Annotated in this window: 16 protein-coding genes; 10 read left to right on the top strand and 6 right to left on the bottom strand. The window is 59.2% G+C overall.

From position 1 onward, the window contains the following. Positions 1 to 11: 11 nt before the first annotated feature. From AKL27_RS08785 to AKL27_RS08795, 3 genes are read left to right on the top strand one after another with little or no spacing between them, the layout of a single operon-like run. On the top strand, positions 12 to 1,022 hold the full coding sequence (locus AKL27_RS08785; RefSeq protein ID WP_050462426.1) for an NAD-dependent epimerase/dehydratase family protein: 1,011 nt from the start codon (positions 12 to 14) through the stop codon (positions 1,020 to 1,022). Continuing rightward, positions 1,019 to 1,870 (top strand): MBL fold metallo-hydrolase, encoded by an 852-nt coding sequence (locus AKL27_RS08790; protein WP_050462427.1) that lies wholly within the window; start codon positions 1,019 to 1,021, stop codon positions 1,868 to 1,870. Before AKL27_RS08785 ends, AKL27_RS08790 begins: the two co-directional genes overlap by 4 nt. Continuing rightward, positions 1,857 to 3,197, top strand: a complete 1,341-nt coding sequence (locus tag AKL27_RS08795) for a F390 synthetase-related protein (protein ID WP_050462428.1) — start codon at positions 1,857 to 1,859, stop codon at positions 3,195 to 3,197. Before AKL27_RS08790 ends, AKL27_RS08795 begins: the two co-directional genes overlap by 14 nt. On the opposite strand, the gene speD is transcribed toward AKL27_RS08795, so the two are convergent. The 5 genes from speD to AKL27_RS08815 are packed head-to-tail and all read right to left on the bottom strand — an operon-like array spanning position 3,188 to position 6,693. Continuing rightward, on the bottom strand, positions 3,188 to 3,559 hold the full coding sequence (gene speD / locus AKL27_RS08800; RefSeq protein WP_050462429.1) for an adenosylmethionine decarboxylase: 372 nt from the start codon (positions 3,557 to 3,559) through the stop codon (positions 3,188 to 3,190). The genes AKL27_RS08795 and speD overlap by 10 nt on opposite strands. Further along, positions 3,556 to 3,735: a hypothetical protein gene (locus AKL27_RS27085; protein WP_083438944.1), complete on the bottom strand. Its 180-nt coding sequence runs from the start codon at positions 3,733 to 3,735 to the stop codon at positions 3,556 to 3,558. The genes speD and AKL27_RS27085 overlap by 4 nt, the downstream gene beginning before the upstream one ends. Continuing rightward, on the bottom strand, positions 3,732 to 5,195 hold the full coding sequence (locus tag AKL27_RS08805) for a DUF4178 domain-containing protein (protein ID WP_050462430.1): 1,464 nt from the start codon (positions 5,193 to 5,195) through the stop codon (positions 3,732 to 3,734). The genes AKL27_RS27085 and AKL27_RS08805 overlap by 4 nt, the downstream gene beginning before the upstream one ends. Before the next feature lie 33 nt (positions 5,196 to 5,228). Next, entirely contained in the window at positions 5,229 to 6,281 is a 1,053-nt protein-coding gene (locus AKL27_RS08810) for an SPFH domain-containing protein (RefSeq protein WP_050462431.1), read from the bottom strand. Positions 6,282 to 6,306: 25 nt separating this feature from the next. Continuing rightward, complete coding sequence (locus AKL27_RS08815; protein ID WP_050462432.1) at positions 6,307 to 6,693, bottom strand: DUF350 domain-containing protein; 387 nt, start codon at positions 6,691 to 6,693, stop codon at positions 6,307 to 6,309. A gap of 56 nt (positions 6,694 to 6,749) precedes the next feature. Between AKL27_RS08815 and AKL27_RS08820 the strand changes: the two genes are divergently transcribed. The 5 genes from AKL27_RS08820 to ybeY all read left to right on the top strand — a co-directional run bounded on the left by AKL27_RS08820 (position 6,750) and on the right by ybeY (position 13,062). After that, complete coding sequence (locus AKL27_RS08820; protein ID WP_050462433.1) at positions 6,750 to 8,261, top strand: polyamine aminopropyltransferase; 1,512 nt, start codon at positions 6,750 to 6,752, stop codon at positions 8,259 to 8,261. Next, positions 8,261 to 9,871 (top strand): NAD(P)-binding protein, encoded by a 1,611-nt coding sequence (locus AKL27_RS08825; RefSeq protein ID WP_050462434.1) that lies wholly within the window; start codon positions 8,261 to 8,263, stop codon positions 9,869 to 9,871. The genes AKL27_RS08820 and AKL27_RS08825 overlap by 1 nt, the downstream gene beginning before the upstream one ends. Before the next feature lie 289 nt (positions 9,872 to 10,160). Then, on the top strand, positions 10,161 to 11,501 hold the full coding sequence (miaB, locus tag AKL27_RS08830; protein ID WP_050462435.1) for a tRNA (N6-isopentenyl adenosine(37)-C2)-methylthiotransferase MiaB: 1,341 nt from the start codon (positions 10,161 to 10,163) through the stop codon (positions 11,499 to 11,501). 57 nt (positions 11,502 to 11,558) lie between these two features. Next, the gene (locus tag AKL27_RS08835; protein WP_050462436.1) at positions 11,559 to 12,617 is read left to right on the top strand and encodes a PhoH family protein; all 1,059 of its coding nucleotides are present in this window, start codon (positions 11,559 to 11,561) and stop codon (positions 12,615 to 12,617) included. Further along, a complete protein-coding gene (gene ybeY, locus AKL27_RS08840) occupies positions 12,604 to 13,062 on the top strand; it encodes an rRNA maturation RNase YbeY (RefSeq protein WP_050462437.1) in 459 nt (152 codons plus the stop codon). Before AKL27_RS08835 ends, ybeY begins: the two co-directional genes overlap by 14 nt. 36 nt (positions 13,063 to 13,098) lie before the next feature. Here the strand turns inward: ybeY and AKL27_RS08845 are convergent, their stop codons facing one another. Next, positions 13,099 to 13,278: an anti-sigma factor family protein gene (locus AKL27_RS08845; RefSeq protein ID WP_050462438.1), complete on the bottom strand. Its 180-nt coding sequence runs from the start codon at positions 13,276 to 13,278 to the stop codon at positions 13,099 to 13,101. Between the two features lie 173 nt (positions 13,279 to 13,451). Here AKL27_RS08845 and AKL27_RS08850 point away from each other — a divergent pair, with 173 nt between their 5' ends. Both AKL27_RS08850 and AKL27_RS08855 read left to right on the top strand, forming a co-directional pair. Continuing rightward, positions 13,452 to 14,129 carry a cytochrome b/b6 domain-containing protein gene (locus AKL27_RS08850; RefSeq protein WP_083438945.1) on the top strand — a complete coding sequence of 226 codons (678 nt, stop codon included), beginning with the start codon at positions 13,452 to 13,454 and terminating at the stop codon, positions 14,127 to 14,129. 11 nt (positions 14,130 to 14,140) lie between these two features. Beyond that, positions 14,141 to 14,914: a molybdopterin-dependent oxidoreductase gene (locus tag AKL27_RS08855; protein ID WP_050462439.1), complete on the top strand. Its 774-nt coding sequence runs from the start codon at positions 14,141 to 14,143 to the stop codon at positions 14,912 to 14,914. Positions 14,915 to 14,981 lie beyond the last annotated feature (67 nt).

A 14,981-nucleotide genomic window follows, 5' to 3' on the forward strand; every position in this document is an offset into this window, starting at 1 on the left:
CCCCCCTCTCCATGCCAATATTCGTCAGCGGCGGCACCGGCTTTCTGGGACGCCATCTGGTCTGGCGCCTGGTCGCCGATGGCCATCAGGTGGTGTTCAGCGGTCGCGATCAACGCGTTGCCACCGACGTCATCAATGCCGCTCGTGCACCGCAACAAGTCCGCTTCGCGCGCATCGACCACGGCAGCGATAGCGCCGCCCGCGCAGTGCTGGACGCCAGCGCCGGCGCCCAAGCCATCGTCCATTGCGCGGCACTGGCATCGCCATGGGGTGCGCGTGCGGCATTCCGCCGCGCCAATGTCGACGCCACCGCCGAAGTGCTGGCCGCCTGCCGCACGCATGGCATTGCGCGGCTGGTGCATATTTCCAGCCCGAGTATTTACTTTCGCTTTGCCGATTGTTTGCAGATCGCGGAACACGATGCGCTACCGCCCCCGGTCAATGAATATGCCCGCACCAAGTATCAGGCGGAACAATTGATACAGGCGGCGCACTTGCCAGCGGCAGCGATCTTGCGTCCGCGCGCCATCTTCGGTCCCTGGGATAACGCCCTGCTGCCGCGCCTGCTGCGGCTGATGCAGTATGGCCGCGTGCCCTTGCTGCGCGGTGGCCGCGCCCTGCTCGACATGACGTATGTCGATAATGTGGTGGATGCCATTGTATCGGCGCTGACATTGCCGGCATCAGAAACAACACCTGTGTTCAATATCACCAATGGCGAACCGATTGCCGCCGCCGAGTTGTTCTCGCGGATTGCAACGCAATTCAATCTGCCCGTCACTACCGCCCACCGGCCTTACGTCGTCGCCGATCTGGCCGCCCGCGCGCTGGAACTGGCGGCACAACTGCGCCCCGGATGGGAACCGCCATTCACGCGCTACTCGCTGGGTGCGATTGCTTTTTCGCAAACGCTGGACTTGCAACGCGCCCGCGCCGTACTCGGCTATCAGCCGCGCGTCTCGCTGGCCGATGGCATGGCGCGCACTGCGCAATGGTGGCGCCTGCAGAAAGCATCACAATGACCGCACCGAGACTCGATTTCCGCTTGCTGAAGGTGGGTCATTGCACCCATCCGGAATGTGTTGCCATGCGCGGCGGACGCTGGGCCAGCATGATGTTTCCGGCGTTGTGCGGTTTGCTGCAACATCCGACGCGGGGCTGGATCTTGTTCGATACCGGTTACAGTAATCACTTCATCGAAGCAACGCGGCAATTTCCCGAGCGCATGTATCGCTGGATCACGCCCTTGTCGCTGCCGCCGGAAGAAACCCTGCTGGCGCAATTGCAAGCCAGCGGCATCACTGCCGGCGATATCCGCCATGTGGTGATCTCGCACATGCACGGCGATCACATCGCCGGTCTGCGCGATTTCCCCAACGCCAGCTTCATCACCATGCGCGCCGAACACGAAACGATGCAACGCAAGTCGCGTATCGGCGGTTTGCTGCATGCGTTCTTGCCGGCCTTGATGCCGGATGATTTTGCACAACGGGTGATGTATGTCGAAGACACTGCGGGGCATGCGCTGCCAGCCGAGTGCCGACCATTCGAGCGCGGTTACGATATCTTCGGCGATGGCAGCATGCTGGCGATTCCGTTGCCCGGACACAGCCGCGGTCAATTGGGTATCGTGTTTCGTCAGCGTGATGACCGTCAGGTGTTCATGGTGGGCGATGCCTGCTGGAGCAATATCAGTCTGCAACAAGACCGGCCCCCAACCTGGCTGGCGCGCCGCATCTTTGACAGCGCCGGCGATTACGCGCGCACCTTCCATCAGTTGCAGCAAATAGCGGCGCATGCGCACAGCCCGCAACTGATTCCCTCCCATTGTGTGCAAACCTGGAATAGTTATCGCGATGAAACTGCCTGAACTTGGCCGCCTGGCGTTTCACTTTGCCCGCACCCGCTGGCGTCTGAAATTCAGAAACCGGTCCGCGCTGGAAGCCTGGCAAGCGCGTCAGATCAAACGTTTTCTCGCGACACAATTGCCGCGTACGGCGTTTTACAGCCGCTTCACCGGCAGCACGCTGGCGCAATTGCCGGTCATCGACAAGAGCGTGATGCTGGCCAATTTCGCCCACATGAATGATGCCGGCATTACGCTCGACGAAGCGACTTCGGTGGCATTGGCAAGCGAAGCCTCGCGCGATTTTGCCCCCTCCTTGCGCGGCGTTACCGTCGGTTTGTCGAGCGGCACGCAAGGTCCGCGCGGCATCTTCATGGCGTCCGATCAGGAGCGCAGCAAATGGGCCGGCATCATGCTGGCGCGGGTGTTACCGCCGGAACTGCTGCGACATCTGCTGACCGGCGGCCCCGGCGGCGCGCCGATCCGGGTGGCATTTTTTCTGCGCGCCAACAGCAATCTCTATACGACGCTCAACAGCAAGCGTGTCGATTTCCGTTTTTATGATTTACTGCATGGCCTCGACGTCTACCTGGAACAGGTGCAACAGCATGCGCCGGATATTCTGGTAGCACCGGCACGCATTCTCGGCCGCCTCGCCGAACTGCAACTGGCCGGCAAGATCAGGTTGCAACCGCGGCGCGTGATCGCCGTGGCCGAAGTATTGGAACCGGATGACCGGCAGCGCATAGCGCAAGCCTTTGGCGGACTGGTACATCAGCTATACCAATGCACCGAAGGATTTCTCGGCTATACCTGCGAGCATGGCGTGATGCATCTCAATGAAGAGTTTGTACACATCGAGCCGGAATGGCTGGATCAGGAGCGCAAGCGTTTCGTGCCGATCGTGACCGACTTCACGCGCACCACGCAGCAGGTGATTCGCTATCGGCTCAACGATATCTTGCGGGTGCGCGACGCGCCCTGTACCTGTGGTCGCGTGACCATGGCGCTGGAAGCGATCGAAGGCCGCTGCGACGATATTCTGTGGTTGCCGCGCAGCGACAACGGCGACATCGGCGCGCTCTACCCGGACATGTTGCGTCACGCCGTCACCACCGCGCCGCATGCCTTGCCCGACTACCGGATTGAACAACACGGCCTGACCTTGCATATCGCGGTCAGCGGTGACGCGGCTTCAGCGCAGCAGGTCTTGATCCATGCCATCACGGCAGTGGCGTTGCGACATGGCTTGCAAGTGCCGGCATGTGCGGCGATGCCATTCGTGGATACCGACCTGCATGTCAAACGCCGCCGCATCATTTGCCGCCAGCGTCCGTCCCGTCAATCCTGAGTGGCGTTGCCGCGCGCAATATTCTTGATATCGGTGGAGCTTGGCTGCAACGCCGCCTGAATCACTGCCAGTGCGCGTTGCGGCGCGGCACTGCCGCACATGAAAATGTCGGCGGCGACGAATCCGGCTTCCGGCCAGGTGTGAATCGACATATGCGATTCCGCCAGCAGCAGCACGCCGGTGACGCCCTTGCCGCGACCGAAACTGTGGAAATGACCGTGAACAACGGTGGCGCCGGCGGCCTGTGCGCTTTGTCGCAATAATGCTTCAATCGCCGCCACCTGCGTCAGGATCTCGCCGGTGACGCCATACAGATCTGCCAGCAAATGTTGCCCGGCCGGTTTATGCAGCGTTGCACTCACTTGTGGCCTCCGCCCGAACTGCTCCACGAACCGCCGCTGCTGCCGGTGCTGGAACTCCAGCTGCTGCCGCTGCTGCTGCCACCGGTAGTGCCGGCCATCATGGCCATGCGGCCCCAGTTGGAACACGTGGAAAGTGCCGTGACCAGCAAGGCGTAAATGATGAATTTACCGTTCATTTCTTGTCGCCGCCAAACGTGTCGATAAATTTCGCCGGCAGATAGACCGCTGCCAGTCCCAATGCCGTGAACAGCCACGATGTCTTGAATGAAAACAGCATCGGAATCGCATTCAGGATCAGGATGATCCAGATGAACACCTTGGCAGTCGCCCCCAGCTTTCTTTTTTCGAGCGGTTTGCCGTTGCCCGGCTTGATGCTGGCGCCGAACCAGGCCTTGATCTGATCGTCAGGCACCGGAGAAGAAAATGACCAGGTGATTTCTTCGGCAGTCATCTCTGCGGCCAGACGGTCTTGCCTGTTTTCAAACTCGACCACCTTGACCTTGTCGCCGGTCACCACTTTCCAGTTGAATGCGCCGGCCGCAAACACGACCTCGGCATCATATTCATACAGTTTGCGGAAAGCCCGGTTGCCAATCGCGGCGGTATCGCCGAGATCCCATACCGGCCAGTCTTCGCGCGCCTGTGAGCGTGACCAGCCATCTTCGGTTTCAACCAGCCACAAGAAACCGGCGCGTTCGCTGTGCAACAGATACTCGGTCCATTTGCTGCCTTCATCATCACGGCGCAACATGAGACCGATGATTTCGTACTGCTTGCCGGCAATCGCGCCACGGGCACCAAGTTCCAGCGTCGTCGATACGGCCTTGACGCGCTCGCCGGCGGCCAGCACTTGCGCCACCACACCGCTGGTATCCACCTCGGCATGACAGGACGGGCATAGCAGATGGGTGGTCAAACCCGGTACATAGCTGACACTGGTGCCGCACGACGGGCAATTGAGCGGCGCCACCTTGCCATCGAATTTGCCGGCGCTGGCCTGAATCACATCATCCTCACGCAGCAACTGGCAATTCAGCTGATCGAGCGCTACCGCCACACCGGCATAGATTTTCGGTGGTCCGGCATCGGAATAATCGAGCGTGACAAACTTGCTGCCGCGCCGGAAATCGGCAACCCGTGCTTGCCAGCCCTGATGCACGCTGAATGGCAACTCGCCCTGACCGCCGATGCAGTCGGCGGTGCGAATATCGCTGGCAACATATTGCTCAGCGGCGATGACATAGGCGTGCGCAGGCGTCAGCGCCGTGAATTCCGGCAAGCCCGTGCTGTCTGCCGGCGGCGTTTGCGCAGTAGTCAGCGTGTACAGGCCGGAGGCATCCGACAGCCATGATTCGCGGCCATCTTCGGTGTACAGATACCATTCGTTCCAGATACCGGCCGGATAACGCAACTGGATCCGGCCGATCACGGTAAATGCGCGGCCATCCTGGACACCGCTGGTGCCGATCTGGATCGGTGAATAATCCTGCAGCACATCCGACATCCTGCCGATGTCCTTGACGCTGTCAGCATCTTTCAGAATGGTGGTTTTACAGAATTCGCATACCGCCATGACCGAGGCGTGCGAGCGGAACGCAACCTGCGCGCCGCAGCTGGGACAAGAAACGTTCTGCATGAATTAAAAGGCGAAAGGAATCAAGAGCTGGTTCTACCCGATCAGTTTCTTGAGCAATTCGCTCTTGGCGCTGTCGTAGTCGGCAGCGGAGATCAAGCCCTTATCAAGCAACTGCTTGAGCTGCTCCAGACGGTCGGCAATCGGCACTTCCGCTGCCGGCGCGGTTGCCGGCGCCTGAGGTGCTGCTGGCGTGGCAACGCCTTCCGGTGCAATCGCCTCCTTCATGCCTTGCGCCAGCACCTGCCCCATCGCCAGACCGGATGACAAACCGGCGCCGATGCCCGCCAGACCACCTTCATTCTGCGCCGCCAGCGGCACCGAGGTAGCCACTTGAAAACGCGTGAAGCCGGCCATCTTGTCGGCACCGAGTCCGCCCTTCATACCGGCTGCGATACGCTCGTCGAGGGCTGCCTGCAGTTCGTCCGGCAGGCTGACGCTGGCGACATTGAATTCATCGAGACCGATACCGTACTTGCCGAACGCTTCCGCCAGATCGCCTTTGACCTGTTGCGCCATCAAGGCCTGATTGGCAGCCATATCGAGAAACGGCACATTGGCGCCGCCGAGCGAACTGGCCATGGTCGCCAGCAACAGGCCGCGCAACTGTTCTTCGACGTCATCGCGTGTATATACCTCACGGGTGCCGCTGATTTTGGTGAAGAACAATTTCGGATCGGTCACGAAATAGGAATACATGCCGAAGGCACGCACCCGGATCATGTCGAAATCCTTGTCGCGGATCGTGATCGGTTGCGGCGTGCCCCACTTGCGCCCGGTCTGCACCCGGGTGCTGAAAAAATAGACATCCGACTTGAAAGGCGAGTCGAACAGCTTGTCCCAGTTCTTGAGATTGGTCAGCACCGGCAAGGTGTTGGTGGTCAGCGTGTAGTTGCCCGGTCCGAAAACGTCGGCAATCTGTCCTTCATTGACGAACACCGCCAGTTGCGACTCGCGCACGGTCAGCGCGGCGCCGCTCTGAATTTCAAAGTCCTGCATCGGAAAACGCCAGGCCAGTACGCCTTCGGTGTCTTCATTCCATTGCAGTACGTCAATGAACTGTTTCTTGATAAATGAACCGAGACTCATGATGTTTTCCCGTGGAGTGAAGGAATCAGGAAATGCAGGCCGCGTTGATCGCGCCGAGGCAAAGCGAAACTGCACCGATCAGGCCGCCGAAGGCAGTATTGCCGGACTCGATGTGCTCCTTCGAGATATGCAACAGTTTGGTGGTCACCGCGTAGGCCAGCACCTGCACTACCAGCGCTCCGGCCGCCCAGGCCAGAAATTCCTGATAACTGGCGGTATGCAGGATGGCCGAAGCCACCGTCAGCGAGAACCCGATCATGGCGCCGCCGAGCGACAGGGCGGCAGCATTGTTGCCCTGCCGGATCAGCAAAATTTCATCGAATGGCGTGACCCAGGTGTAGATGCGGAAAAATACCAGCAATAAAACCGCTGCCAGTAATAAATGAATAATGTAATTGGCAATTGGTGGCAAGGCGATCTCACACTGAGAGGGTAATTTTCGGTACTATACTAATCGAAAAAAAACCTATGACCAATCGAATTCTCGTTCTCTCCATTTTTGTCGTTGCCTCGTGCGGATTGGCCTATGAGCTGATTGTCGGCGCGCTTTCCAGCTATCTGCTGGGCGACTCGATCCTGCAGTTTTCCACCATCATCGGCTGTTATCTGTTTGCCATGGGCGTCGGTGCCCATCTCTCCAAATATGTCAAAGATGAAGACGTGCTGTCGCGCTTTGTCGATATCGAGCTGGCAGTTGGTTTGATCGGTGGTGTTTCGGCGGCCTTGTTGTTCATTTCCTTTTCCTGGTCGGCAGCGCCCTTTCGCACCTTGCTGTACTTGATGGTGTTCATGATCGGCGCCATGGTCGGCATGGAAGTGCCACTCGTGATGCGGGCACTCAATGCACGTCAGACTGCTTTCAAGGAATTGGTCAGCACCGTGCTGACCTTCGATTATCTCGGCGCGCTGGCAGTCTCGCTGCTATTCCCGCTGGTGCTGGCACCGCATCTGGGGCTGACCCGCACCGGCTTTCTGTTCGGTATGTGCAATGTCGGGGTTGCCTTGTGGACCATTTACACCTTCCGCGCCGAACTCAAGAATGTTGCCATGCGCATGTTGCGCGCCTGCTTTGTGCTGTGTCTGCTGATCGTCGGCTTTGCCATGTCGGACCGGCTGGTGGCGTGGGGCGAACACGGCATGTTCGGCGATGAAGTGGTGTATTCGACCTCGACCCCGTATCAACGGCTGGTGATCACGCGCTGGAAAGATGACTTGCGCCTGTACATCAATGGCAATCTGCAATTTTCCTCGCGCGACGAATATCGCTATCACGAAGCGCTGGTGCATCCGGCGCTGGAAGCCTTGCCGTGGGCCCGCTCGGTACTGGTGCTGGGCGGCGGCGATGGTCTCGCGTTGCGCGAAATTCTGCGTTATCCGAATATCAGACAGGTGACGCTGGTCGATCTCGATCCGGCCATGACCAAGGCCTTCGCCCAACGCCCGGAACTGGTCAAGCTCAATCACGGTGCGCTCAATGATCCGCGCGTCAAGGTGATCAATACCGACGCTGCCATCTGGCTGCAAAAAAATGCAGACATGTTTGATGCCGCGATCATCGACTTCCCCGACCCGTCCAGCTTTGCGCTCGGCAAACTGTTTTCGGTCCCGTTCTACGGCATTCTGCAAAAACATGTCGCCGCCAACGGCCTGATCGTGGTGCAGGCCACCTCGCCCTACTTCGCACCACATGCCTATTGGTCGATTGACGCCACACTGCGCGAGGTCGGTTTGCGCACCTATCCGTATCACTTGTATGTGCCATCGTTCGGCGAGTGGGGATTCATTCTGGCCTCGCCTCAGCAAGACTATCGCCCGCCGACGCAATTCCGGCTGCCGATGCGGTATCTGAACGCCGAGACCACGCGCGAGATGTTCACCTTCCCGCCTGACATGCCGCGCCTCGATGTGGAACCGAACCGCCTCAACAATCAATCGCTGGTGCATTACTTTGAACATGACTGGCGTCAGGTGATTCGCTGATGCAACGCCGTTCTTTTCTGCTGGCGGCCGCTGGCGGCACTGCCGTCACACTGGGCGCCGCAGCCGGCTTGTGGCGCTGGCAGGAAATTCCCGCCAGCGTACGTTATCCGGGCCGCACTGAAGGCCACTTTCTGCGCGACCGCAAGGCGCTGCCGGCGCCGGCCCGGACACTCCGGACGGATGTCCTGATCCTCGGCTCCGGCATTGCCGGCTTGACCGCCGCCTGGAAACTCAATCGCAGCGGCCGGCGCGACTTCCTGCTGATCGACGGTCCCGAGCCGGACGGCAATGCTGCCGGCGGCCAGTTCGGCGATCTGGCCTATCCGACCGGTGCGCATTATCTGCCGCTGCCATCCACCGAGTCATTTCATGTGCGCGAAATCCTGCATGATCTCGGCATTCTGCTGCGCAATCCGGAAAGCGCCCGTCCGTATTATGACGAACGCTATCTGCTGCATGCGCCGGAAGAGCGTCTCCTGATCGATGGTGTGTGGCAAGAAGGTCTGGTGCCGAATACCGACGCCAATGCCGAAGAGCTGGCGGAACAAACCCGTTTCGGGCAGCAGATAGCGCATTTGCGCAACTTGCGCGACAGCACCGGCCAGCGCATTTTCACGCTGCCGTCAGTCAATTCCAGCCAGGATCCGGAGTGGCAGACGCTGGATCAGATCAGCATGAAAAACTGGTTGCAGCAAAACGACTATCGTTCGCCGCGCCTGCATTGGTATGTGAATTACGGTTGCCGTGACGACTATGGCAGCAACTACGATCAGATTTCGGCGTGGGCCGGCCTGCATTATTTTTGCAGCCGCAACGGACAGGCCGAAAACGCCGACGACGGCGCCTGGCTGACCTGGCCGGGCGGCTTGCAAGCGGTCGCCAGCGGTCTGCGCGGCACGCTCGGCAAGAACACCCGAAGCGGCACCTGCATCTCGCTGCGGCAAACTGCCGGCGGGGTTGAGGCACTCTGCATGCAACTGCGCGATGGGGTGCCGCAGACGTACACCGTGCAGGCACGCAAGGCGATCTGCGCCATGCCCTTGATGGTGGCCGCGCGCGTGGTGGAAAACATGGCCGCTTTCGGTTTCGATCCGCAGCAGCATATGCCGGCGTATGCGCCATGGCTGGTGGCCAATTTCCTGCTGCGGCAATTCCCCGCAGAATTACCGGAAGCGCCGTTGTCGTGGGATAACGTGGTGTATCAGGAGCCGGGCCTCGGTTATGTGGTGTCCACGCATCAGGACATCCGGGTGCAACCGCCGCCAAAAACCGTCTTCAGCGCGTATGTGGCGCTCAGCGACCGTAGCCCGGAAGCGGCCCGGCAATGGCTCGGTCAAGCCACGGCCGACGAGTTGCTGACACTCGCCAGCACCGATCTGAAATCAGCCTATGGCTGGAAACTGGCATTGTGCGCCGAACGCGTCGACATCACCGTGCGCGGCCATGCGATGGCGATTCCGCGCCCCGGGTTTCGCAGCAATGCCGGCGTGCGGCGTTTGCGTGAAGCCGATGGCGCGATTCTGTTCGCGCATGCCGACCTGTCCGGCTTTTCGGTATTCGAAGAAGCTTCGTGGTGGGGTTATCAGGCGGCGCTGCGGGCAATCGCCTGAACTTCGTAAAACATGTCTTTGCGACAATAATTTCGCGCATGATTGCGGCAACTGCGCCGATTTCGTGTTCCGACCGGCGGCGGTCTCAAATGCTATAATCGCGAACCTCGTGAAATGCAGGCCCATCGCGGCTTACCCCTCGCGACAACGCCAGACCGGTTGTCTGCACTCACGTTCCGGAATCGACTGCCCGTCTGCCAGACGGCAGTCCCCGGTCAACGACAGAATTTCAGCCCGGCCGCCGCCGGACAGGCGCAGATGCGCCGCACCACCAAGCTTGAATGACATTATGCAGAAAAAAGTATTCATTAAAACCTTCGGTTGCCAGATGAACGAGTACGACTCGGACAAGATGGCAGACGTATTGAACGCCTCGGACGGACTGATCAAAACTGATCGCCCGGAAGATGCGGACGTGATTTTGCTCAATACCTGTTCGGTGCGCGAGAAGGCGCAGGAAAAAGTGTTTTCCGATCTGGGGCGTCTGCGCGAACTGAAAAAGAATAATCCTGATTTGCTGATCGGCGTCGGCGGTTGTGTGGCATCGCAAGAAGGCGAAGCCATCGTCAAGCGCGCGCCCTATGTCGACATGGTGTTCGGTCCGCAAACCCTGCATCGTCTGCCGCAACTGATCAACGACCGGCGCAGCAGCGGCCGGCCGCAAGTCGACATCAGCTTTCCGGAAATCGAAAAGTTCGATCACATGCCGCCCGCCAAGGTTGAAGGCGCGGCCGCGTTCGTGTCGATCATGGAAGGTTGCAGCAAGTATTGCAGCTATTGCGTGGTGCCTTACACGCGCGGCGAAGAAGTGTCGCGCCGCTTCGAGGATGTGTTGACCGAAGTGGCCGGACTGGCGGCACAGGGCGTCAAGGAAATCACCTTGCTGGGACAGAACGTCAATGCCTTCCGCGGCGTCATGGAAGATGGCGAAATCGCCGACTTCGCGCTGCTGATCGAATACATTGCCGACATCCCGGGCATCCAGCGCATCCGCTTCGTCACCAGCCATCCAAAAGAATTCACGCAACGCCTGATCGACACCTATGCCAAGGTGCCAAAGCTGGTGGATCATCTGTACCTGCCGGCCCAGCATGGCTCGGACCGCATTCTGGCAGCCATGAAGCGCGGCTATACCGCACTGGAATACAAATCGGTGCTGCGCCGTCTGCGCGAAGTGCGGCCCAACATCGCGATTTCGAGCGACTTCATTGTCGGCTTCCCGGGCGAAACCGAAGAAGACTTCAATGCGCTGATGAAACTGATCACCGACATCGGTTACGACACCAGCTTCAGCTTTGTCTTCAGCCCGCGTCCGGGTACGCCGGCCGCCAATCTGGCCGATGACACGCCGTATGAAGTCAAGCTCAAGCGCCTGCAACACTTGCAAGCCGTAGTGCAGGAAAACGCCAATCGCATCAGCCAGAGCATGATCGGCACGGTGCAGAAAATTCTGGTCGAAGGCCCATCCAAAAAAGATCCGAATGAAATGCAAGGCCGTACCGAAAACAACCGCGTGGTCAATTTTGATGGCGGTCCGAATGGCGCGCGTCTGATCGGCGAACTGATCGACGTCAGCATCATGCATGCCTACCCGTTCTCGCTGCGCGGCGAGATCGTGGTCAAGCAATAACCGACTCGCCCAAGCAGCCTCGCTCTTTCACCGCAGCCCAACCGATACGAAGCCAGATTGAAAAAAACACCTAGCCAGCCTCATTACTTTATTCCGCAGCCGCTCGACAACAAGCGCCTGGCGCATTTGTGCGGCCCTCTCGATGAGAATCTGCGGCAAATTTCACTGGCGCTGGATGTCACGATCTTCCGCCGTGGCGAGAAATTCATTGTCAGCGGCAGCAATGCCGAACGTGCCACCGGCATTCTGGAACACTTTTACGAGCGCGCCGATAAAGCCGTATCGGTAGAAGACATCCAGTTGGCGCTGGTAGAGCAGCGCGCCACTTCCGCAGCGGCAGACGGCATTACGCCGGCGGCAGCGGCCGAGGTCGAAATCGAAAGCCCGGTGCTGAAGACGCGCAAGCACGATCTGCGCGGCCGCACGCCGCACCAAAGCCAGTATCTGCATGCGATTCTGGAACATGACATCACCTTCGGCGTGGGCCCGGCCGGCACCGGCAAGACCTACCTGGCCGTGGCTTGCGCCGTCGATGCGCTGGAGCGCGATGCGGTACAGAAGATCGTGCTCACGCGTCCGGCCGTCGAAGCCGGCGAACGCCTCGGCTTTCTGCCCGGTGATCTGGCACAAAAAGTTGATCCTTATTTGCGGCCGCTGTACGACGCCCTGTATGACTTGCTCGGCTTTGACCGCACCCAGAAGCTGTTCGAAAAACAGGCGATTGAAATTGCACCGCTGGCTTACATGCGCGGCCGCACGTTGAATCACGCCTTCATCATTCTGGATGAAGCGCAAAACACGACGCCGGAACAAATGAAGATGTTCCTGACCCGGATCGGCTTCGGCAGCAAAGCCGTGGTCACCGGCGACGTTACCCAGATCGATTTGCATCACGGCCAGAAGAGCGGCCTGATCGATGCCCTGAATGTATTACATGACGTGCGCGGCATTGCGTTCTCGCGCTTCACCAGCAGCGACGTGGTGCGCCATCCGATGGTGGCGCGCATCGTGGATGCCTATGAAGCCGCCAGCGGCGCCACCACTGCCCATATCACCTCAGGCCAGGCGGTAAGCCGTCTGACCCAGGCCGCCAAACCCCGCCATGCAAAAAAATAAACTGACCCTTTCCGTCCAATACGCCGATCCGCGCCTCAAAGACAGCGTGCCGCGCCCGCTGATCCGGCGCTGGGTGCAGGCGGCCTTGCTGGCGCCGGCCGAACTGACGATCCGTTTTGTCGATGCCACAGAAGGCCAGACGCTTAACCGCGACTATCGCGGCAAGGATTACGCCACCAATGTGCTGACCTTCGCCTATACCGAAGATGAAGATGCCGAAGTAACCCAGGCCGACATCATTTTGTGCAGCGATGTATTGGAGCAGGAAGCGGCGCAACAACACAAGCCGCTGGTGGATCATGCTGCCCATTTGATCGTGCATGGCGTATTGCATGCGCAGGGCTATGACCACGAAGAAGAGGAAGAAGCGCAGGAAATGGAAACCCTGGAAACGGAAATCCTGCACACACTGGGATTTGCCGATCCCTACGCTGAACGCGCCTGATTCATCACCGGCGCTGCCCGGCGCCGGTTGCAACAACTACTCCACGCCCCCGTCCCGATAGCGTCGCGCTGCCAATCGCAAGAACTCAAGCTGGCGCCGAAACCGGCTGCAGCGGTCGCAAATGCTCAGATGCCAGCGCAAGGTCACGCGCCGGATCAATGACAGCTTGCTGTCCTGCGCCTCGCACAAGACGCGATGTGCTTCTTTGCAATTCATCGGTATTCTCCCTGGCACGATTGTAGCGCCTCCCCCATTAGTCGACGACCTTTGCCGTTTCTTACATTTATCTGACGCAGATTATTGTCAGGTGACCGGAAGCGCCGATACAACGCGCAAAAAATATTTTCACTTCCATGTAAGAAGCCTCGCCGAGCCCCCGACCAAGCGTCATGAAACAGCAATCCGTGTGCGCCACCTGTCGCGCCACGGCACTCTTGCCGAAGGGGAATATCTTGACCACCTCGATTCAACTCGCGCCATCATCGGCCACCATCCATCCGCTATGGCTGCGCATCAGCCACTGGATCAACGTGGTCGCCGTGACGCTGATGCTGCTCAGCGGCTGGCGCATTTATAACGCATCGCCGATTTTCGGCTTCAGCTTTCCGTCGCAATGGACGCTAGGCGGCTGGCTCGGTGGTGCCTTGCAATGGCATTTTGCCGCGATGTGGTTGCTGGCGCTCAATGGCCTGTTCTATCTGGGCATGAATATCGTCACCGGTCGTCTGCTGCAAAAATTTTTCCCGCTGCGACCAAGCGCCGTCATCGCCGATTTGTTGCAGGCATTGAAAGGCAAATTGCAGCATGCCTCGCTGGCGCATTACAACGCGGTGCAAAAGCTGGCTTATTTGTCGGTGATCGCCGACCTGATCCTGATCGTATTGTCCGGCCTGGTGATCTGGAAATCAGTGCAATTCCCATGGTTGCGCGAACTGATGGGCGGTTATGACAATGCCCGCATCGTGCATTTCTTTGCGATGTGCTTCCTGCTGCTGTTCATTGCGGTCCACGTGGCCATGGTGGCACTGGTGCCGCGTACACTGCTGGCCATGTTGCGCGGACGTTAAGGAGAGTCATCATGCCATTGCCGAAAATGCCTGCTGCGCTGGACAGCACCCTGATTCTCAAGGATGCCCGCAACGCGTTGCCGCAACCGTCACGGCGCCTGTTCGCCAAACGCGTACTGACGCTCGGCGGCCTGTCGCTGCTGACCGGCTGCGACATTACCGACGACGAGTCGGTCAATCAGGTCTTGCAACGCATGTCGCGCGTCAATGACAACGTGCAAGGCTGGCTGTTCGATCCCAACAAACTGGCGCCGACTTACCCGGCCTCGATGATCACGCGGCCTTTTCCATTCAATGCCTTTTATGGCATCGAAGACGTCGTGGCAGTCGATGAAAGCAGTTACCGGCTTGAAATAAGCGGCCGCGTCAGCGACAAGCATGCATGGCGACTGGAGCAACTGCGCCGGCTGCCGCAAGTGGAACAAATCACCCGCCATATCTGCGTCGAAGGCTGGAGCGCCATCGGCCGCTGGGGCGGCGTGCCGTTCGCCGGCTTTTTGCGTCACATCGGTGCCGACCTGCGCGCCAAATATGTGGCGTTCCGTTGCAGCGACGATTACTACACCAGCATCGACATGGCCACCGCCTTGCATCCGCAAACCCAGCTCACGCTGACGTACGACGGTCAGGTGTTGCCGCCGAAATACGGTTTCCCGATGAAATTGCGGATGCCGACCAAGCTCGGCTACAAGAATCCGAAGCACATCGCTTCTATCGAAGTAACCAATACTTACCCCGGAGGTTACTGGGAAGATCAGGGGTACAACTGGTTCGGCGGCTCATGATGATTGCAGTCAGGCAATTTTTCATACCGTCGCGCTATCCGGCATTTTTGCCATTTCAACAACTGGA

This window comes from Herbaspirillum autotrophicum (assembly GCF_001189915.1).
Taxonomy (GTDB): domain Bacteria; phylum Pseudomonadota; class Gammaproteobacteria; order Burkholderiales; family Burkholderiaceae_D; genus Herbaspirillum; species Herbaspirillum autotrophicum.